Raw genomic sequence first — 21289 nt, forward strand, 5'->3', positions numbered from 1 at the left:
GAGAACCACATTTATGAAACCATCTCAAACTCTAATTGATGGCTCTTAAAAAAATCATGAGTGAAATGATCCACCACATTTGTATCAGCTAATTCCAAATTATAAAAATCTACAGCTTCATGGTCAAAATGTGGCCCAGCGTGCCATGTACCCTCATTTAGCTTGATAAAACAATTTCCCGGAATGCGGAAAGCAGCAATCTCTTCTAGTACTGGTTCATTCACATCATTATGAGAAGGACAAACAGCAATTAACCAATCTTTGCCTTCCAAAGAACCCAGACATTGAGTGCATTGTACATGGCGAGTAATTTTGTGAAACTTTCGCCCTCTCTTCTCCAATCGCATGATATAAAATCGTGGAATCCCGTTTTGCAGGTTTAACTGGGCATCTTCAACATCGTAACCTTTGCCATCAAGACTAGCAAAAATTACTTGTCCATAACGCCGAAAGTTTTCAGAACTCACCCATTGCGCTTGCAATTGTTGCACTGTCTTTGATGTGCCCATATCAAATCTTTGATAGAGATTGCTTAGGTTTATTTTCCACCAAAATGACCAAATTTTATTGCTCTAAATTGTGGAAAAATAACCTCAGCTAGCTAAATAACTACGTACTTGTTCCTTTTGTCGTCGGAGAAGACTGAGAGCTTTTTGCTCAATCTGACGTACCCTTTCTCGACTAATACCCATGCGATCGCCAATCTGTGCTAGAGAAAGTTCATAGCCATCAGTCAGACCAAATCGCAGGGTTAATATTTCTCGCTGTTGCGGAGACAACTTTGCCAACAAGTCTTGTAAGTCTTGGTGGAGAGATTCTTCAACAGCATAATCTTCAGGAGAAGGGCCGTCATCCTCTAGGATGTCCTGCAATTCTGTATCTTGTTGTTCACCAACTCGCGCCTCTAGGGAGAAAGGTTGACGAGCCAAGTATAAACACTCTCTAACTTGGCTAGGTGTCAAAGATAATGCATTAGCAATTTCAGCAGTAGTGGGAACGCGACCTAGCTGTTGAGATAATTCTCGCTGTACCCGTTTAATTTTGTTCAGTTTCTCAAAGACATGGATCGGTAAGCGAATTGTCCGTCCTTGTTGAGCGATCGCTCGCGTAATTCCTTGACGAATCCACCAGTAAGCGTAGGTAGAAAACTTATAGCCAAGAGCAGGATCAAATTTATCCACCCCTCGCTCTAAACCCAAAGTACCTTCTTGAATTAGATCCATAAATTCCAGATTGCGGTGCTGGTATTTCTTAGCCACTGCTACCACTAACCGGAGATTAGCCTGAATCATTTTCTGCTTGGCTTGGTGGCCCTGACTTAACTGTAGCTCTAGCACCTCAGTACCTAACTCCACTCGATCTGCCCATTCTTGCAGTGTGGGTTCGTGGTCTAATTTCACAGCTAATTCTTCTTTCGCAGCTAGTAAATTCATCATCAGCTGCACTTGTTGGGCAAAAATAACCTCTTGTTCGCGAGTCAACAAATCTACACGCCCGATCTCTTGCAGATAACTACGCACAATATCATCTGTAGCTCGAGGTTTTTTATCTGCGGCTAAACTTTTTTTCTTCGTTTTTTGAACTTCGGTAGGTGGAGATGTTAAGTTGCTCATGGTTATTTGCTCCTCTGTAACCTCATCAATTTAGTGGTATCAAGTTTAGATATTCAGGCCCACAACCATTTCACACTGCTAATCAATCAATTGGCAATACTGATGAATTCTGGTCTATGATACATTACAAGTCAATTGTTGGAGATAATAAACCAAAAATCAACCCACCCCATAATACTAACATTATCACCAGTCACAAATCAATTACCCTAAAGTATTATCACCATATCCTTTGAAATAATCCCACTATTTTATTCTGAAAAATTGCATATTTTCAAACACAATTATGTCTACTTAAATTATCTAATGGAGTTAACGGAAAAATGAAATATTGACCAAGCAACGATTCCATCTCCACAAGATAAATGACTAACAGTAAATGCCAACACAATTCTGAATTATTAAATCACAAATTTTTTTAAATTTTCATAGTCTGGATATATATCTATGTAATTCCCATTAAATGAAATTAATTAAATATAAAATATCCCTTTTTTACTTCTATTTTTTATTAGATAATAAAACTATCTCAAGCCGAGTACATAGCAGCCGATTTTGAAATATAAACGAATGCACTTCTCCTGTTCAAAAACAGCTTCCTTTAAGAGTCCAGTTCAATACTTATAATTAGGGATTTAGGATGACGAAGACGGAGGTATTTGTGACAATTGTACTTGTGTCATACTGCACGCAGACATCTGCATTGAATGCGGTATCATCAATTTGATTGCTCTTAAAAACATTTTTGGAAGTAAAAGTAGTAACAGTGGTAACACTAGCACCAAGGATAGTACTTGGCAAGACAGTAGCACCTGCGATCGCTACTAAATATCTTATTAAAACGAAAAAATTTATATTTAGAGGTGGGTAGTTAGAGTTACATACATTTTCAAAAACTTGAAAGCTTTGCCTTCAATCTGTTTAAGTGCGTCAGCCTCAGTATGGTCTTTTCCTGGTACTTGCTTGTACCCTTGAGCTACTATCTTTTGGGTATCTACGATTACACAACCTACTGGTGGGTTTGGCAAACATTCCGGCAAAGCTTTTCTGCTTTGAGCTAAAGCAGCCAACATAAATATATCATCCATGTTTGAGCGTAAATTATTTAGATAAATTACACTACCAAAAATTAATTATCTCTGGATAAAAAATTCCTACATCAAAATTTAGTAACTGTCACACTAATACCAGAATCGAGTTTAGGAACCTTAAAATACTCAATTGGTTCAGTAGTTTGAGAACTTTGGGTAGTTGTTGGCTTCTGACATTCCTTAAAAAAAGCATCTGGATTATTGATGAACTCAAGCGGACTCATCTTTTGACATCCTCGCTCCTGCACTAGCGAAACTGATTCAGCAGTTTGTTTGGGATTATTGGTCTGTCCCGTAAAATTACTCCATGTAGTGGTAATCGTCGCGGGTTCTGTCAATAAAACTCCAGCCTGATTGCGATCGTGAAACGACTTCTCTGGAGCATCAGCATCAACTGTTACAATGGGAACATTCTCTTGGTTAGCATAGACACTCGGAGATAGAAAGAGTGGGCTAATTACAACCACTAAGGTGATAAAAGAGGATTTCATAATTCAATCTCTTGATGTCAGTCTAATAATTACAATTCGCTAGACACAAACACCCAAAAATAGCAGTCTAGTTTGAGTACCTAAGATTAACACAGGTATTATGGAGTATGGCTAAACTTCATTAAAAATATAGTGGAGTCTAAGTGTACATAGACTTTTATCCAGAAAGAGATCGTTAAGCAATCTGAATTTGACACTACCCTGTTATCTATTTCTCGTTGTAACTGTACTAATTAATATTTCGTTACCCATATTACTAGCCGTTTATCTCTATGGCGTGTTACCATACAGTTACACTGATAAGACAAAGTCCAAACTCTTAGATAAATCTTGGAAGACGTATTTTGCATCCATAGCAGAATATAACCAAGGTGATTGCAAGTTTACAGTTAAACCTAAAATATTGGGATATAAACCCAAGGATGGGAACTGTGTTGTAATTTTCACACCTCAAGCCAGATCAAAAAATCTTCATCAGTTTGGGCAAATTGAACATAAGTATGAGTTATTACAATTTCAATACCCAACTCACATAACCTTAGTGTTGCCAGTCCTGGATAATTACAAAACTTACTGTTATTCAGAGTAAGAATTAATTATTGCTGAAAGCTTGTAAAAAGCTTACGTAAATATCCCTTTTAACTACGAAAACCTACCTCTGAAGTCTTTACATTGCTTGTAGGCTGGCAAAATTGTATATTCCTTACCCTTGAGGTATTAATTCCTCTCATCTTTTCAAAATTAGCGAATGTGCAAGGAATATACTGGCATATTATATGAATTTTTTGTAAAGTTCTTCAATTAAGTGTTCTTACATAATATGATATTGAATGTTAGATTACTAATCAATAATTACATCAGTATCAAAATAAAAGTGAGTGAACCAAACAAAAGAACACTAGTTAAATAAATTACGAAGAAAATTATAAATTATTCTGTTGTTTCTATCAGGATAGTATAAATCCCTGTAAGTTACAATCGCTACTTGTTAAACTATCTAATATATATGCAGCGAACAGGTTGTGCGTAGTTTAGTGAATATATTCCGTAAAAAAGTATATCCGAAATACTTTGGTTTTAAAACAATTAAACATTAACAAAATCATCAATATGATACAGCTAACATTGGCAACACGAAGTAATCTATAGTACTGTTGCGCTAAAATACTGAGAAAAATCTACTACAAATACAAATAGTCATTATTTTAAAACTTTTTTATTATGACGATGGAATCTTTACCACAGTTTGAAGAAGTAAATATTCAGAAATACTTAGAAGTTATTCAACGGCGTTGGTTACCTCTAGTCGGAATTTTTAGCATAGCTGTTACCTTTGGATGCTTGTATGCCTTTTCACTAAAACCCTCATACAAGGCAGAAGGAAGTTTGATGATTAAAACAAATCGATCTTCCTCACTCACAGGTTTACCGGACGACATAGGACGCTTGGAAGCTTTGAATATAAACGACAATCCCCTGGAAACCCAGGTGAGAGTTATTGGCTCAAATCCAGTTATTGACAGAACAATTAATACCCTCAACCTCAAAGATAATAAAGGCAAAATGCTGTCGATTCGCGACTTAGCGACCCAACTAAAAATAGAAGGAATTAAAGGTACTGATGTTGTACAAATTTCTTATAAAAACAACGATCCTGAACTGGCTGCCAAAATCGTCAATGAAGTTATCAAAAGTTATATCGATTTAAATATCCAGGCTAATCAGGATGAAGCACGGACAGCCAAAGGGGTTCTTGTAACAGAAGTACCCAAAGCTGAGGAAGTCGTCAGGAGAGCTGAATCAAAACTGCGGGTATTTAAAGAACAAAATAAAGTTGTTGTCCTGCAACAAGAAGCAACCGCAGCAGTCGACACAATTTCCAAGCTAGGAAATCAAATTTCTCAAGCTCAAGCTCAACTAGATGATGTCAAAGGTCGTTTACAACAGTTAGGCAGTGAAGCTCAGTTAGATTCACGGCAGGGTGTAATCGCATCTGACTTGAGTCAAGCACCTGGGGTTCAAAAAGTGCTTATCCAACTCCAAGAAACGGAAAGTCAACTAGCAATAGAGCGGACTCGTTTTTCACCTGAACACCCTACAATTACTAGCTTAGAAGAAAAAGTCGTAGCTCTTAAGAACTTGTTGAAAGAGCGGACAGGACAAGTCGCTGGGACAGCACAGATAACAGAGGGAAGTTTACAGCTTGGGCAACTGCGCCAAAGCTTAATTGCAGATATTACTCGCGCTCAAGCAGAACGCGTTGGTCTAGAAAGACAAATTGCCACCCTCTTGCGACAGCAAGATGCTTACATCAAACGAGCAAATAATTTGCCAAGACTAGAACAGACTCAAAGAGAGCTAGAACGGAAACTGCAAGCAGCTCAAACGACTTACGAAACCCTCTTAAAGAAACGCCAAGAAATTGATATTGCACAGAACCAAAAGATTCCTAATGCTCGTGTCATTTCTCTAGCTTTAGTCCCCGATAAAGCAGAAGGGCCTCGCAAAATCCTGTTTATTGTTGGTGGAGGAGCAGTTGGTCTTTTCTTGGGTATCATTGTCGCCTTTAGTTTAGACTTGATAGACCGCTCAGTGAAGACAGTTAAAGAGGCTAAAGAAGTCTTGAAATACACTGTTTTAGGAGTAATTCCTACACAGAGCAAAAATCCTAAAACTCATTCTTCCATAGCAGGAATTGATAGAACTATTCCCAAAATTATTGGCAGAGATATTCCTTATTTTCCTCTTGGTAACGCCTACCAAATACTCCAAGTAAACTTGAAGTTCCTCTGTTCTGATAAACCGCTCAAAAGCGTTGTAATCACCAGTTCTGTTGGTAAAGAAGGAAAGTCTGATGTATCTGCAAATTTAGCTGTGACAATGGCTCAAGCGGGTCGTCGAGTTTTACTCGTGGATGCAGATATGCGTAATCCCATACAGCATCATGTCTGGGGTCTAAACAATACAGTTGGATTAAGTAATGTCATTGTTGGTCAAGTTTCTTTAGATACAGTTGTTCAAGAAGTGATGCCTAACCTAGAAGTTCTTACTTCTGGAGTTTTGCCTCCCAATCCAGTAGCACTGCTAGATTCTCAACGGATGGCAACATTGATAAGTAACTTTAGTAGAGATTATGATTTAGTTATTTTTGATACGCCACCTCTTTCAGGAATAGCAGATGCTGCTGTTTTAAGCACCCTCACTGACGGTATCCTATTAGTCGTCCGCCCTGGAGTAGTTGATTTGAACAGTGCCAATGCAGCTAAAGAATTTTTAAATCAGTCAGGTCAGAAGGTGTTAGGGATAGTCATTAATGGTGTGAATATTAAAAATGAGTCTAATAATTATTTGCCTGAAAGCAAAAAAAGACAAATTAAAGAAGATTTAGTATCTAGCAGTTTAACCAAATTTACCAAAGAGCATTAATCGTATAAATGTCACTGCAAGTATCTTAATTTATTTTTTTTGCATTTGAGAAGCATTTCTATATGGATAAACACAAAATTAAAACATCTTGTTTAATTAATAACTACAATTATGCTGAATTTGTTTCAGACGCAATTGATAGTGCTTTAAATCAAACGGTTAAATTTGATGAGATTATTGTTGTTGATGACGCATCAACAGATAATTCTGCGGAAGTCCTTACTAGATTTACTAAAATAGACAATATTAAATGTATCTTCAAAGAAAAAAATCAAGGACAATTATCATCCTTTAACGAAGGTTTTTTAGCTGCGACTGGAGAGATTATATTTTTTTTAGATGCTGATGATATTTATGAACCTCAATATTTAGAAACTGCCCTAAATTTTTATAAGAGACGTAGTGAATGTGACTTCCTATTTTGTGCATATAAAAAATTTGGGGCAGAAGAAGGAATATTTCAAGCTGATGCAGTTGATTTAGATTTGGGTTATTCAGTAATCCGAACTTTATGCAATGGTGAATGGATTGGCTCCATAACTTCAACATTGTCAATACGTCGAGAAATAATTAGAAAATTTTTACCTATTCCAAAGACAGAAGATTGGCGTGTAAGGGCTGATGACTGCCTGGTATGGGGAGCCTCTTTGGTAGGGGCTAAAAAGTTTTATATGTCTAATCCTTTAGTGATGTATAGAATACATCAGAATAACCAGTATCACAATAAGAAATTTTTAGATATAGACAAAAACTATGAATATAAAAGATTTTGGAACCGCAATTCTTTATTTAATTACATTATTCAAAAAAATCATTTTAGCCTACCATTATTATTGGCTTTCACCTCTCTTTATGAGCTAAAAACAATACCATGTCCGAAACTTAAAGATTTTATTTCATATTTGAAAATAATATTTTTATTTGAGTCTAATATTTATTGGAAAATTAAAGGCATTATTTTATTATTCAACTACTTCTTAAAAATTTTGATGGCTGGGAAATTAAAAAATAGTAGCCAATAATTATGTAAAATACTAATTTAATTCAATCTATTTTGATGAATTTAGCAAGCTAGTAAAAATTTGCATATTGTTATAAAGAGTGTCACATGGTTAAACAAAGTAATGCTAAGTAAATTAAGACTTAAAAACTTATCACAATTAAAATCTCGTTCTAGGTTACGTGCAATTATTGCTAATACAGGTTGGTTGTTTGCTGACCGCATTCTCCGTATGGGTGCAAGTTTGGTGGTAGGAGTATGGGTAGCACGCTATTTAGGGGTACAGCAGTATGGTCTATTTAACTATGTTTTAGCCTTTGTTAGCTTATTTAGTCCGATTTTTACTCTTGGACTAGACGATGTAGTAGTTCGCCATATTGTCCGTCAATCATCAAACAAAGAGGAAATTTTAGGAACCACTTTTTGGCTAAAGTTGCTCGGTGGAATTGCCTCTGTCTTATTGGCGGTTGGCAGTATGTTCTTCTTAGGTGAGCATGAAACACTGAAGATATGGCTAGTTGCAATTTTAGGAATGGCAGGGATTTTTAGGGCGGCTGATACTATTGAATTGTGGTTTCAATCACAGGTGCAGTCAAAATACAGTGTAATCGCTAAAAATATAGCTTTTCTGCTAAATACTCTCATCAAAATAGCACTAATTTTAACAAAAGCACCATTGTTAGCCTTTGCTTGGGTAACATTAGCAGAATTTGCAATGAGTGCAATTGGCTTGTTGATTGTTTACCAGGTCAGAGGAACCTCGGTGTTGTTATGGCGTTGGAACTTTACTGCTGCCAAAACTCTTTTGAAAGAGAGTTTACCTCTAATTTTTTCAGGGTTCGCCATCATGATTTTTATGAGAATCGATCAGGTAATGTTAGGTCAAATGATCGGAGATAAGGAGGTTGGAATTTATTCTGCTGCTGTACGTGTTTCTGAAATTTGGTATTTTATTCCAGGGGCTATTGTTTCTTCTGTTGCTCCTTCAATTTATGCAGCCAAGGAAAAATCAGAAAGTCTTTACTATCAGCAAATAGGGCAATTACTCCGTCTCCTCACATATATATCCTTTGCAATTGCTCTGCCAATGACATTTCTATCTGACAAGATAATTATGGTGATGTTTGGAAGTGGATATGCAGAAGCAGGACCAATACTAGCAGTTCATATTTGGACATCTTTATTTGTATTTATGGGTCTTGCAACATCACCATGGTTTATTGCTGAAAGTTTGAATCATGTTTCTTTAGGTAAAACTTTATTTGGGGCAATATTGAATATTCTTCTTAATTTATTGTTAATTCCTAAATATGCTGGATTTGGTGCTGCGATCGCAACAATAATATCCCAAGCTTCTGCTGCTTTCCTATGCAATGGGTTTGATAAAAGAACAAAAAAAATATTTAAAATTCAGATGCGAGCGCTACTTCCTTTTTATAAATTTTGATTGTTATTTATCTTTAGACTTTAAGTTATCAATTCATATTAGCAAAATTAATCAAATATGCAAACATCAATAACTTTTATTATTTTTAATCGCTCACAAAAAACAGAGAAAGTTTTTGAAGCTATTCGCCAAGCCAAGCCAAAAAAGCTTTTTGTCATTGCAGATGGTCCCCGCAGCAACCGCGAAGGTGAGGTAGAAAAATGTGAAGAAACTAGGGCAATTATTGAGAGAGTTGATTGGGAATGTGAAGTTATTAAGAATTATGCTGATATCAACTTAGGTTGTGCGAAACGAGTATCTAGTGGTTTAGATTGGGTATTTAAGAATGTTGAAGAAACAATTATTTTAGAAGATGATTGTATCCCTCACCCGACTTTTTTCAGATTTAGTGAAGAACTACTGGAAAAATATAGATATGATACTAGAATCGGCACCATATCTGCCCAAAATGTTCAATTTGGACGAAAACGCACAAATTACAGTTACTATTTTTCTCGTTATAACCACTGCTGGGGTTGGGCAAGTTGGAGACGTGCTTGGCAACATTATGATTTGACTATGAAACTCTGGAAAGAGGTGCAAGCAGAAAACCTTTTACATGACATTCTTATAGATACAAAAGCAGTAAATTATTGGCGACGAATATTTCAGTCTATTTATAACAATCCTACAGGTATAACTTGGGATTATCAATGGACATTTGCTTGCTGGATGCAGGGCAGCTTAAGCATTATTCCCAATGTAAATTTAATTTCTAATATTGGTGTTGGTGCAGATGCAACTCATTTCAATTCCAAGCAAAAATTTTCGTTCATTAATATGTCGATGGAAGCAATAGAATTTCCCTTAAAGCATCCACCGTTTATTGTGAGGAATATAGAGGCAGATATTTTTACGCAGAAAACAGTCTATAAAGCAACAGCATTGGATATTTTTAAAGAAGAATTGAAGAAAAAATTAAATTACTCAACAGTTAAAAGATAGTAACCCATCTAGTAAATTAATAGACAGATGAAATGTCAGAAATTAAGGTAAAATTAACAGAAAAAATATTAACTGTCTTACTATTACTCATCACTGTAGGGGCATTGACTATACACCCTGCACAAGAGATTTCTATATCTACCCTTGGAGGTGATAAGCTAGATACTATATTCAATATAGTTTCATATTTTATTTTATTTTATTTCCTACTTTTATACTGGAAAGGTTTTCTTTATGTAACTACTAAAAGTCCATTACAGTTTCTTTTAATAACAATAGTTATATTTTCTCTTTTGTGGTCAGGAGACTTAAGTTCTAGTCTTACTTATATGAGAGGTTTAATCCGACTATATTTTCTGGCAATCTATTTGGCAATGCGTTATTCTCTGGGCGAACAAATGAGACTAATCGCTTGGGCGCTTGGTGTATCTGCATTATTATCTATGATATTTTCTGCATTCATACCAGGTTATATTCATCAATCACCTGAATTAGTAGGTATGTGGAGCGGAATTTATGGTCATAAAAATGAATTAGGATATATGATGGCTTGGAGTACAGGAGTATTTTTGCACCTTGCTCTTAGTAGCCATCAATATCGTTGGTTGATGTGGGGAATATGTGGGATATCTATATGTCTAATTATCCTCTCACGTTCCACAACATCTTTGACGATTATATTAACAATGATATTACTTTTACCTGTCTATAAATCATTTCAAAAAACTAATTATAAATTACAAGTTATTCTAATTACTTCGACTTTAATGTTACTCATTATCGGTTTAATGTTACTTATCAATAATGCCGATATCGTAGTTGGTACTTCTGGCAAAGACCTTACCTTTAATGGACGTTCTGATCTCTGGGAGCTAGTGATGTCCAAGATTTGGGAAAGACCCTGGCTAGGTTATGGATTTTCTGGATTTTGGACTAGTACTGCTGCATCTAATCTGAGAGCTACTTATGATTGGGCAAGTAATGCTCACAATGGTTTTTTAGAACTATTATTAGAATTAGGATTTTTAGGTTTTTTGACTTTTGCAGCAGGCTTTTTCCGGTTCTTTATAATGGCATTAACTAGAATTATCTCTGTTGCTAAAAAGCCGGAAGATTATTGGCCAATGCAGATGCTAATTATCATTGTAATAGTCAATTTTTCAGAAGCAAGATTATTAACTCCCAGTTGGAATTGGTTAATGTATGTAACTACGTCGCTATCTTTGACTCTAGAACATGAACGAAATCAGAAAAATATTTTAGTTAGTAATTACGAAGTTAAAAAAAATGAAAGTTTTACATCTTAGTACTCACGATATTGGTGGAGGTGCTGCAAGGGCTGCCTATCGTTTGCACACAGGTTTGCAAGATATAGGACTACAGTCACAAATGCTAGTTCAGGAAAAATCTAGTAATGATAAAACAGTAATTGCCCCTAAAATTAGACTATTTCAAGGCATCGCCAAAGCTAAATTGACATTTGAAAGCCTACCATTAAAGCTTTATACTCAAAAGAAAAATACTCCATTTTTTATTCAATGGTTGCCAGATAGAATTGTTCCTAAAGTTGCTCAGATTAATCCAGATATAATCAATTTGCATTGGATTAGCGGAGCTTTTATGCAAATAGAAACGTTCTCTAAGCTAAAGCGTCCTCTAGTTTGGACTCTCCATGATATGTGGGGGTTTACTGGAGGGTGCCACGTTATTGGAGAATGCGATCGCTACAAAGTATCGTGTGGAGCTTGTCCCCAACTCAACAGTATTAATGAATGGGATTTATCCCGTTGGGTATGGCAGCGCAAAGTAAAAGCTTGGAAAAATATTAATTTAACTCTGGTTTCCCCAAGTTCTTGGTTAGCAGAGTGCGCTCGTTCTAGTTCTTTGTTCCAGAATTTGCGAATCGAGATGATTCCTCACGGATTGGATATTCAAAAATATCGACCTATTAATCAATATTTTGCACGAGAAACACTGAAGTTACCTCAAGATAAGAAGCTGATTCTCTTTGGAGCCATAGAAGCAACAAGCGATCGAAATAAAGGATTTCATTTGTTGCAGCCAGCTCTACAAGAATTGAGTAAGGCTGGATGGAAGGACAACTTTGAAGTGGTTATTTTTGGGGCATCTCAACCGGAAAATCCACCCGATTTAGGCTTTAAAACATACTATTTAGGACATTTATATGATGATCTATCTTTAGCAACTGTTTACTCGGCAGCTGATGTAATGCTTGTGCCATCTCTGCAAGAATCTTTTGGACAGACAGCTTCTGAATCACTTGCTTGTGGTACTCCAGTTGTTGCATTTAATTCTACTGGTTTAAAAGATATTGTCGATCATCAGCAAAATGGCTATTTAGCGAACCCTTATGAAGTTGACGATTTCGCCAAAGGGATTGCTTGGATACTTGAAAATGGGCAGAGGTTAGAAAAACTGTCATTCTATGCTCGCAAGAAAGCAGAACAAGAATTCACCCTAGAACTTCAAGCACGTCGTTATTCAGCTTTATTTGAGGAAATATTGATGGTAGCCAAGAAATCTCCATTTAGTAACTAATTTAGTAAATAAATACTTCATAATATGTCAATACCTATAGCTTTTATAATTTGTACAGAACCTGGGCGCTTAGAAGCTCAGTCATTAATGCTTGCAGAAAGTATTCGTAAGTTCTGTGGAGAATTGAAAGATACACCTATATATAGTTTTCATCCTAGAGTAGGTGAACCAATATCAAAGCAAACCCAAAAAGCATTTGAAGCGTTGCAGGTAAATCATCAACAAGTCCCTATCAATCAAGAATTCCATGAATATTATTTAGCAAATAAGCCCCTGGCGTGCGCCTATGCAGAACAAAATATTGATGCAGAAATATTAGTTTTTCTAGACAGTGACAAATGCTTTTTTTCTGCACCAAAAGAATTTTTATTACCTGTTAATTGCAACGTTCGTTTACGTCCTGAGTATGGTCAAGGAATTGGTTCTACAGGTTTTCGAGACTCTCAAGAATGGTACTGGCAAAAATTATATGAAGTGCTGGGTGTAAAACGTGAGGTGTTTGTTGAAACACCAATTGGTAAAAAGAAGATTAGAGCTTACTGGAATTCTGGTTTAGTTGTTGTGAGAAGGAGTGCGGGTATATTTACAGCTTGGAAAGAGAATTTTGAAAAAGTCATGCGCCTTGATATCACTCCTCCCCAAGGTATTTATTTTGTTGAGCAGTCTGTTTTGTCTGTAACTTTATGCGCCTTGGAAGAAAACGTCGAGCATCTTCCTGCTAATTATAGTTATCCATTACCTTTACATAACCGTTTATCAACAGAATTACAAATTAAACATTGGAATGATATTATATCAATTCATTATTTCAACTTATTCTTCTATAACGATTGGAATACACAAATCAAAAAACTGAAACAACTTAACATTAATTCCGAAAAATATCTATGGTTGTGTCAAGAGGTTGTCAGACTAAAAATGCCTCGTGTATCAGTTTTACACAGATATATGTTGGTAGTTAGAAGAATGGAACAAAAACTACGAAATTTTAATTTAGATATTAATTTGAGTAGCTGGATAGAAAAAATGGCTAAACTTTAAACGTAATAAAAATAATTACGTATAACTTTATTATTTGTATTGCTCATTTCCATAGAAATTACGTGAGGTAAATAAGATGAAAAAAGCAAATATAGCTGTAGTTATGACCTGTCATAACAGGCGTAATACAACTCTTGTCTGTCTACATACTTTATATGAGCAAAAACATCATTGTGATGTTTATCTAACTGATGATGGTAGCTCTGACGGGACTGCACAAGCTATCAAAGCAGAATATCCAGACGTACACATTCTTCAGGGTAATGGTAATTTATTTTGGGTAGGAGGAATGCATCTTGCCTTTAATGAGGCGATAAAGAATCAATATGATTATTATCTATGGTTGAATGATGACACATTTCTAGAACCCAATGCTGTCAGCAAATTATTACAGATTCATCAAGATTTGACTGCACAAGGTTATCCAGACTCAATTGTAGTTGGTTCAACTAAAGACCCAATGACAGAAAAAGCAACCTATGGAGGAGCAGTAAAATCTAAAAAGTGGTATTCTAACAAATTTGAATTTTTAGAACCAAGTTCGGTTATTCAAAAATGCGATGCTATGTATGGTAATTGTGTACTAATTCATAAAACTGTTGCTGTAAAAGTTGGCAATATTGATACAGCTTTTATTCACAGTTTAGGAGATTTAGATTATGCCCTTAGAGCGCGTAAATTAGGTTGTCAAATATGGGTAGCTCCTGGATATATTGGTACTTGTACTAAAAACTCTATCCGTAACAGTTGGGTAGATACTAATTTAAGTATATTACAGCGTTTACAAAAGGCGTTGCAAATTAAAGGATTTCCATTAAAACCCTGGACTATATTTTGTATCAGACACTCTGGGCCGTTATGGATATTTTATTGGTTTTTACCCTATATAAGAGCAATTATTGGTTACAAAAATTTAGCAATTTCTCCCACATTTTCTGAAGACATTAACCAAAGTAAATCAGAAGTTTGATTCTGCTACTAGGATCATTAACTAATGATATTTGGATAATTCATAGCTATCTAAATAAGTGAAAAAATGTAGTTTCAAAAATCAATTCTTTAAATATTCAAATCATCAATAAATTATGGGCAAACGTTTACTAATTGTCTCAACACTTGATTCTAGTCAACCATTTGGTGCATTTACTAGACCTTTTTATCTAGGACAATATCTAACTAAAGATTTTGATGTTTTTCAGCTAGGATTAGATTGTTCATCTGTTAAGTATGCACCTTCTATTTCGATTGGATCAAGAAGCCTGAAGTCATATATTCAAACTATAGAAAAATGTATCGATGAGTTTTGTCCAGATATCGTTTATGCTCAAGAAACCTTACCTGGATTAGCTGCTTTGATTTCGCTGAGGCTTAGAAAACGCAGAAATTCCTCTCTTGTTTTAGATTTTCATACATTTTCAGCGTATGAATATTGGATGCGCTTGTTTTCAGTTGCCAATCCTTTCAAAGAGTTTGTACAATGTATTAAGACATATATTGCTCAGGGAATTCTGATATTTTCTGGTAGGCCAATTATTGCAGCAGGTGACTCAATTCCTAAACTAATTTCCCAGTGGTATGGTAAAACTCCAGACCAGATTTATAGTATCGGAAATGGAGTTACTGAAGACTTACTAAATGATGAATCATTTTTGAGTAAAGATCCTTATCAAGCATTTAGGCCAGCAAAAATAGTGCTTCTTATTGCACCTAAAACATTTCAGTTTCCAAGTAATGATATGTCTGTGTCAATGACTATTCAGATTGCTAAACATATTGAAAATCATCAGGAGAAAATACATTTTGTTGTTATAGGTAGGGATAACAGCGATATTTCAGAACCAATACCTTCTAATATTTCTTTTTTGGGATTTTTACCTAAAAGAGAGGATTTTGTTAAACATGTTAAATATGCAGATATTGCTTTGCTGCCATTCTCTAAGCAAGCAGTAGCAGGTGGCGCTCGTAATAAAGCGTTAGATTATTTCGCTAGTAGAAAGTTAGTTGTATCAACACCAGAAGGATTGCGAGGTTTAAAAGAATTTCGACACTTAGAACATCTTTTAGTAACAGGATATTCTACTGAAGAAGTCGCTAATACACTGCTGGATGCAGCTTCAAATCTTGATAAATATCAATCAATTGTAGATACAGCATATACCTTAATTACAGAGAAATATTCTTGGAATGCAAGAGCGCAGAATATTGCACAAATTCTCATGGAAGTAAGTCGTTCTTAGTTAAATTTATTTATTTCAAAGAATATATCTATCCGTCTAAAAAAAACTAAATTTAATTTTTTTAGTATTGAAGATTTGAAATATTTAAATATTGCTAGTAATTAATTTTTAAATAATCGCCTTGCTTCTGGAATCAACTCTCATAATTCTAAAAATAAAAATCCTTTAAGTCATGAAAAATCGATTTTCTTATAAATTTCTTGGTGTTAAACTTGATGCACTCTCTATCCCAGAGTTAAATTTATTAATTGAAGAATCTATTGAGAAAAACGAAAAATGGATTATTGCTAATCACAACTTGCATAGTCTTTATCTCTTTCATAACGATCCAAAAATGCAAGCGTTTTATGCTAAGGCCGAATATATCCATATTGATGGTATGCCTCTATTGTTTATTGGAAAGTTGTTAGGTTTTCCAATGAAACGAGAACAAAGAGTAACCTATGCCGACTGGGTATGGCCTCTGATGGTAGAAGCTGCCAATAAAGACTGGCGTGTATTCTATTTAGGTTCAAAGCCAGGAGTGGCGGAACAAGGAGCAAGTATTTTGCGCGAGAAATTTCCTGGTTTACAGATTGCTTGCGCTCATGGTTATATTGATATGGATAAAGATAGTAAAGAAAATCTCGCGACTCTGGCTGCAATTAATGCTTATAAACCTCATGTATTAATGGTGGGGATGGGTATGCCACGCCAAGAGCATTGGATTTTGGAAAATCTGGAATATATTCATGCCAACACTATTTTGACTAGTGGAGCCTGTATGGACTATGTAGCAGGAGCAGTACCTACTCCTCCTCGCTGGATGGGAAGGGTTGGCTTGGAATGGTTGTATCGTTTGTTATCTGAACCGAAAAGACTTTGGAGACGCTACTTGCTTGAGCCTTGGTTTGTAGCTACATTATTTTTACGAGAAATTTGGAGTATGCCAAGCCAACAAAAAAAAAATAGAATGCTGCTATTTCTCACTACAAGATTCCACAAGTTTGTAGCATAATTGAGTTTCGTCAAGCCTCACCAGTACGTCACTCAACTTGTCACGAATTTATGTAATACTGTATTAAAGTTTAATCACTAATTACTTCAGACATTTTATCTTTCATCATCGTCAATAAGGAAGAATATCCTCACATCCTTATTTAAAAATGGCATTTAATAGCGCTATTTATGTCTTAATGAAGTATTAATTTGCTTGCTGAAAAGCCTGGGCAATAGCGTTGTGAGCAAGTTTAGGTTGCAGGTTTTCATCGAAGGGAAGTGGACGCAGAAATTTCCAGAGACTTGGATTGTTTCTAAAGGTTTTTCCTGGCATCCAGTCGGGATGACGTATCCAGGTATGACGGTCGGTAATTCCCCATGTAATTACAGTATCAACTCCAGCCGCAAAGCAGAGGTCAAGATATCGCTTGTAACTGTCGGCTACCATCTGATCTAGCTTTTTGATACTATCGGGCAGTGGGGCATCAATAATAATATCTAATTCTGTGATTATTGGTTTAACTTGAAGATCATTAAGCCGTTTTAATACAGAATTAAATCCTTTTTGATCAAAACCATAAGCAGTAGAAAACCATAGATGTGATTGGATACCTGCACCATCAATTTTAACGCCACTATTCTTGAGATATTCGACCATTTTTAAGAAACGATCCGATTTCCATGTAGCGCCTTCGATGCCGAAATCGTTTAGGTAAAATTTCTTGGTGTTATCAACTGAAGCCGCAATTAAAAACAAATCTCGAATCAATTCTCGTTTTACCCCTTTACGCAAACCGTAGGTAGGATTATCAGTTTCATTTTCACTATCAGCGATAATTTCATTGGCAATATCCCAAGACTTTAAAACAGGGCTATTGCGATAATGTCCCATAACTCCTTTAACATGGCGTTCGAGCATTTTAAGAGTGGGGGGATAAGGTAGCCAGTCTGGTTTTCCCATGTGCCAGAAAAGGGTATGCCCATGCAATTGTATATTATGCTTTTGGCAGAAACCAGCGATCGCATCTGCTGACTCAAAAGTAAATTTTCCTGGCTGTGGTTCAGTGGCGTTCCATTTTAATTCACCATTTGGTGTCACTATCGAACATTCACGAGCAATTAGGTCAGCGTAGCCCTTCTCTTGTAGCAAAAATTCACTAGAAACTGCTGCGCCATAACGCTTTCCTTTGGCAGCTGCTAATTGTCGAAGAGGAGAATTAACATTTGCGCTTGCACTTAGATAATTTGCCGTAGCAGCATTTGTAGTACCATCTTCCTTCTGCCTATCCTTTTGTAAAAAACCCATAGTCAATAAGGCAGAAAGGGTTGTGTATCCTGCTCTTTTTAAAAATTTTCTGCGATAAGGCATAAACGATATTTAATAAAAAGCACAATTATTATATTACAGAATAATTTTTTATACTTTTTAAAGTATTGGTACTACATATCCAAACTGCGATCGCTCTATTTAATACTGAAAATAACCAAAACTTCAACATCCGTATTGGCATCCATAGTGGTTCCATAGTGGCGGGAGTAATTAACCTCAACAAATTTACTTGCGATCTCTGGGAAAACACGGTAAACATCGCTAGCTGTATGGAATCTCAAGGTATTGTTGGTAAAATACAGGTTACAAAAAATACTTAAAACTCTTTGTGTAATAAATTTTTATTTCAAAAGCGGGGCGAAATCGAAGTTAAAGGCAAAGGGAAAATGACAACTTATTTTTTGGTTGGGCAAAAGGGATGAGGGGCATAGGCATGGGGCATAGAGAAGAGACAAGGGAGACAAAGGAGAGAGGGGAGACAAGGAAGAGACTTGTTCAATAATTTCTCTTTGTCCTCCTTGTCCCCCTTGTCCCCCTAATCCTTTCCTGCTCACTGTTCCTCTGCCTCTTCTCCTCTGCCTCCTCTGCTCCCTACGTATTCGGAATCAGCCGCCCACAGGGATAAGTCGCTGTTTGCTTTTGGGCACTTTCTGCCACTGCTGCGGGAACCTGATCCGATGGTTGGGTTTTGGCTGCTAGATAGTCTTTTTCCAGTTTATCCAAAATGGCTTCTCGCTTGTCGTAAACACGCTTCAGGGGACGAGGCTGGCACTTATTCAAGACATATGCTGTTACCAGTGGTAGAGCGATTGTACTATCGGTATAACAAACAATTGTGTTAGGTAACTCTTCCGGGTCAATTTTACCCCAGCTAACGGCTTCTGATGGGGTTGCTCCAGACAAACCGCCTGTGTCTGGACGTGCATCGGTAAACTGCACAAAGTAATCATGTCCTCGTTCTTCTAGTCCTAATACCTCATGAAGTTGTGGTTGAGTTTGTAGTAAAAAGTTCTTAGGACTACCACCACCGAGAATTACAGCCGCACTTTTGCCACCTGACTCACGGGCATTATATGCGATCGCAGCCGTTTCATTTACGTCAATTGATGGATCTAACACCAACTGCGAACCTTCCAAAGCCAAAGCTGCCACGTTCATCCCAATAGAGCTATCTCCTGGAGAAGACGTATATATAGGCACGCCATACTCATAAGCTGTAGCAAGCAAGCAGGAATGCTGCACACCCAGTTGCTTTTCTACTTCCCGAACATACTTACCTAGTAAATGGTGAAACTCAGCAGTTCCCATCCGCTTCTGAAACGCTTCCCCTTGCAAAATCTTGCGGATGAAGGCATCAGTTTCTAGTAGCACATCGTAACCAAAGATAATGTCATAAATGCGAATAGTCCCTTCCTGACGCAGTTTCACATCATCCAAAAAGGGATTACCAGCAAAGAGTTCAAAACCCAAACCGTAGTGCATATCATGGTAAAGATTTGCACCAGTGCTAATCATCCAGTCAATAAAGCCATTACGAATTAAGGGTGCAAGCGCTGAAACCCCAAATCCTGCTGGTGTCATCGCACCGGAAAGGCTAACTCCCACCGTGACACCTTCGGTTAGCACATCACGACTCATAAGTTGGCAGATTTCCCGCAACCGCGCTGAGTTGTAAGCAGTGAAGTATTGATCGATCAAATCCACTACATTGATATCATTTGATATTGGTGTAGGTGCAATTTTTTGACCCAGCTGTTTAGACATTTTGGCACTCCCGAACAGTAAACACGCCGAATCTAATGTTATCTAGCTTTCAACCAAAGTGGCAGAAATTTAACTAGTACAGCAGCAGGTAAATCTACCCACGACACGGATAATTAGTCATTTCCCCCTGCTCTCTTCCCCCTTCCCCCTGTCCCCTGCCTCTTCATTGAGTTTCCGAAAATATTAAATTTAATGGAAGATTTAATAAATCGAGAGAGGTGTACGCTACCTAGATGTGAATGCGTCAATAGAGGACTCAACCAATGGGATATGTAATTGCTACTGCAAACATGAAAGGTGGCGTTGGTAAAACCACCCTCACCGTCAACTTAGCTACCTGTTTAGCTAAAAATCATGGCAAGCGGGTGCTTGTCCTTGATTTAGATAGTCAAATTAGCGCCACACTCAGTTTGATGTCGCCTTTAGATTTTGCCAAGCGTCGTAAACAAAGCAAGACATTTAGGTATCTAATCGACGAAGTTATAAATCCAGACCCACAAGCAAAACTTACAATTCAAGATATCATTCAATCCCAGGTTTGTAATCTTCCCGGACTGGATTTATTACCAGGAGATATCGACTTATATGATGAATTTGTTGTATCAGAAATGCTACATCAACAAGCAACTGCATTAGGAGAACAGGACTTTGAAACTATTTGGAATCGCTTTGAAAGAGTCTTGATTAATAACATTTTAAAACCAGTCCGTCAAGAATATGATTTTATTCTTCTCGATTGTGCCCCTGGATATAATTTATTGACTCGTAGCGCTTTAGCTGCCAGCGATTTCTACATACTTCCGGCAAAACCAGAACCCTTATCTGTGGTGGGTATTCAACTACTAGAAAGACGCATCGCCCAATTGAAAGATAGTCATGGACATGAAACCAAAATAGATATAAAAATGCTGGGAATTGTATTCAGTATGTCTACTGCTAACCTTCTCACTGGCAGATACTATAAACAAGTGATGCACCGCGTTGTCGAAGATTTCGGAGTAGAGAAAATTTGTAAAGTACAAATACCAGTTGATGTCAATGTTGCTAAGGCTGTTGATAGTTTTATGCCAGCTGTTTTAAATGCTCCCCAATCAGCTGGTTCAAAAGCGTTTTTTCAGTTAACTCAGGAGTTGTTGCAAAAGCTATAAAGACCTAATCAGTAAGCTAATGAGGGTAATATAGCAGTCCTAAATCATTCATTAAACATTAGATCCCCGACTTCATAAAAGTTGCCGGGGATCTGGACAGCACGAATTTTCATAAATTAGATAGTATTGCTATAAGTAAGTTATCTTTTCTATAAGTTCAGCACTTATACGGAAGCTATA

General features: G+C 36.6%; 18 protein-coding genes and 1 pseudogene. 12 read left to right on the forward strand and 7 right to left on the reverse strand.

The features are described from left to right. Positions 1–11: 11 nt before the first annotated feature. From FBB35_RS16025 to FBB35_RS16045, 5 genes are all read right to left on the reverse strand, one after another. Positions 12–509, reverse strand: a complete 498-nt coding sequence (locus FBB35_RS16025) for an ureidoglycolate lyase (RefSeq protein ID WP_174710476.1) — start codon at positions 507–509, stop codon at positions 12–14. Positions 510–593: 84 nt separating this feature from the next. Beyond that, complete coding sequence (locus FBB35_RS16030) at positions 594–1613, reverse strand: RNA polymerase sigma factor, RpoD/SigA family (protein WP_199338202.1); 1020 nt, start codon at positions 1611–1613, stop codon at positions 594–596. A gap of 627 nt (positions 1614–2240) precedes the next feature. Then, a complete protein-coding gene (locus FBB35_RS16035; RefSeq protein WP_368041848.1) occupies positions 2241–2468 on the reverse strand; it encodes a DUF3172 domain-containing protein in 228 nt (75 codons plus the stop codon). Between the two features lie 2 nt (positions 2469–2470). Beyond that, positions 2471–2701, reverse strand: coding sequence for a hypothetical protein (locus tag FBB35_RS16040; RefSeq protein WP_254625960.1), 231 nt, complete (start codon positions 2699–2701; stop codon positions 2471–2473). 71 nt (positions 2702–2772) lie between these two features. Beyond that, positions 2773–3195: a hypothetical protein gene (locus tag FBB35_RS16045; protein WP_174710478.1), complete on the reverse strand. Its 423-nt coding sequence runs from the start codon at positions 3193–3195 to the stop codon at positions 2773–2775. A gap of 1221 nt (positions 3196–4416) precedes the next feature. Between FBB35_RS16045 and FBB35_RS16050 the strand changes: the two genes are divergently transcribed. From FBB35_RS16050 to FBB35_RS16095, 10 genes are all read left to right on the forward strand, one after another. Further along, complete coding sequence (locus FBB35_RS16050; protein ID WP_174710479.1) at positions 4417–6621, forward strand: polysaccharide biosynthesis tyrosine autokinase; 2205 nt, start codon at positions 4417–4419, stop codon at positions 6619–6621. Between the two features lie 62 nt (positions 6622–6683). Continuing rightward, positions 6684–7643: a glycosyltransferase family A protein gene (locus tag FBB35_RS16055; protein WP_174710480.1), complete on the forward strand. Its 960-nt coding sequence runs from the start codon at positions 6684–6686 to the stop codon at positions 7641–7643. Positions 7644–7745: 102 nt separating this feature from the next. Then, positions 7746–9068: a flippase gene (locus tag FBB35_RS16060; RefSeq protein ID WP_174710481.1), complete on the forward strand. Its 1323-nt coding sequence runs from the start codon at positions 7746–7748 to the stop codon at positions 9066–9068. A gap of 57 nt (positions 9069–9125) precedes the next feature. Next, on the forward strand, positions 9126–10052 hold the full coding sequence (locus FBB35_RS16065) for a glycosyltransferase family 2 protein (RefSeq protein ID WP_174710482.1): 927 nt from the start codon (positions 9126–9128) through the stop codon (positions 10050–10052). Positions 10053–10084: 32 nt separating this feature from the next. Beyond that, a complete protein-coding gene (locus FBB35_RS16070) occupies positions 10085–11359 on the forward strand; it encodes an O-antigen ligase (protein WP_174710483.1) in 1275 nt (424 codons plus the stop codon). After that, on the forward strand, positions 11340–12611 hold the full coding sequence (locus FBB35_RS16075; RefSeq protein ID WP_174710484.1) for a glycosyltransferase family 4 protein: 1272 nt from the start codon (positions 11340–11342) through the stop codon (positions 12609–12611). The genes FBB35_RS16070 and FBB35_RS16075 overlap by 20 nt, the downstream gene beginning before the upstream one ends. 24 nt (positions 12612–12635) lie before the next feature. Further along, complete coding sequence (locus tag FBB35_RS16080; protein WP_174710485.1) at positions 12636–13652, forward strand: hypothetical protein; 1017 nt, start codon at positions 12636–12638, stop codon at positions 13650–13652. A gap of 76 nt (positions 13653–13728) precedes the next feature. Continuing rightward, positions 13729–14622 (forward strand): glycosyltransferase family 2 protein, encoded by an 894-nt coding sequence (locus FBB35_RS16085; RefSeq protein ID WP_174710486.1) that lies wholly within the window; start codon positions 13729–13731, stop codon positions 14620–14622. A gap of 115 nt (positions 14623–14737) precedes the next feature. Beyond that, on the forward strand, positions 14738–15889 hold the full coding sequence (locus FBB35_RS16090; RefSeq protein WP_174710487.1) for a glycosyltransferase: 1152 nt from the start codon (positions 14738–14740) through the stop codon (positions 15887–15889). A 172-nt stretch (positions 15890–16061) separates the two neighbouring features. Further along, entirely contained in the window at positions 16062–16886 is an 825-nt protein-coding gene (locus tag FBB35_RS16095; protein ID WP_174710488.1) for a WecB/TagA/CpsF family glycosyltransferase, read from the forward strand. Between the two features lie 186 nt (positions 16887–17072). Here FBB35_RS16095 and FBB35_RS16100 read toward each other — a convergent pair whose 3' ends face one another. After that, entirely contained in the window at positions 17073–18236 is a 1164-nt protein-coding gene (locus FBB35_RS16100; RefSeq protein ID WP_174710489.1) for an endo-1,4-beta-xylanase, read from the reverse strand. Positions 18237–18301: 65 nt separating this feature from the next. Here FBB35_RS16100 and FBB35_RS16105 point away from each other — a divergent pair. Next, positions 18302–18619: pseudogene (locus tag FBB35_RS16105) on the forward strand (adenylate/guanylate cyclase domain-containing protein). Positions 18620–18788: 169 nt separating this feature from the next. Here FBB35_RS16105 and speY read toward each other — a convergent pair. Beyond that, positions 18789–19961 (reverse strand): deoxyhypusine synthase, encoded by a 1173-nt coding sequence (speY, locus tag FBB35_RS16110; RefSeq protein ID WP_174710490.1) that lies wholly within the window; start codon positions 19959–19961, stop codon positions 18789–18791. Positions 19962–20224: 263 nt separating this feature from the next. On the opposite strand from speY, the gene FBB35_RS16115 reads away from it, so the two are divergent. Further along, complete coding sequence (locus FBB35_RS16115; protein WP_012408196.1) at positions 20225–21109, forward strand: ParA family protein; 885 nt, start codon at positions 20225–20227, stop codon at positions 21107–21109. Positions 21110–21289: the final 180 nt, after the last annotated feature.

The sequence above is a fragment of the Nostoc sp. TCL240-02 genome (assembly GCF_013343235.1).
GTDB lineage: Bacteria > Cyanobacteriota > Cyanobacteriia > Cyanobacteriales > Nostocaceae > Nostoc.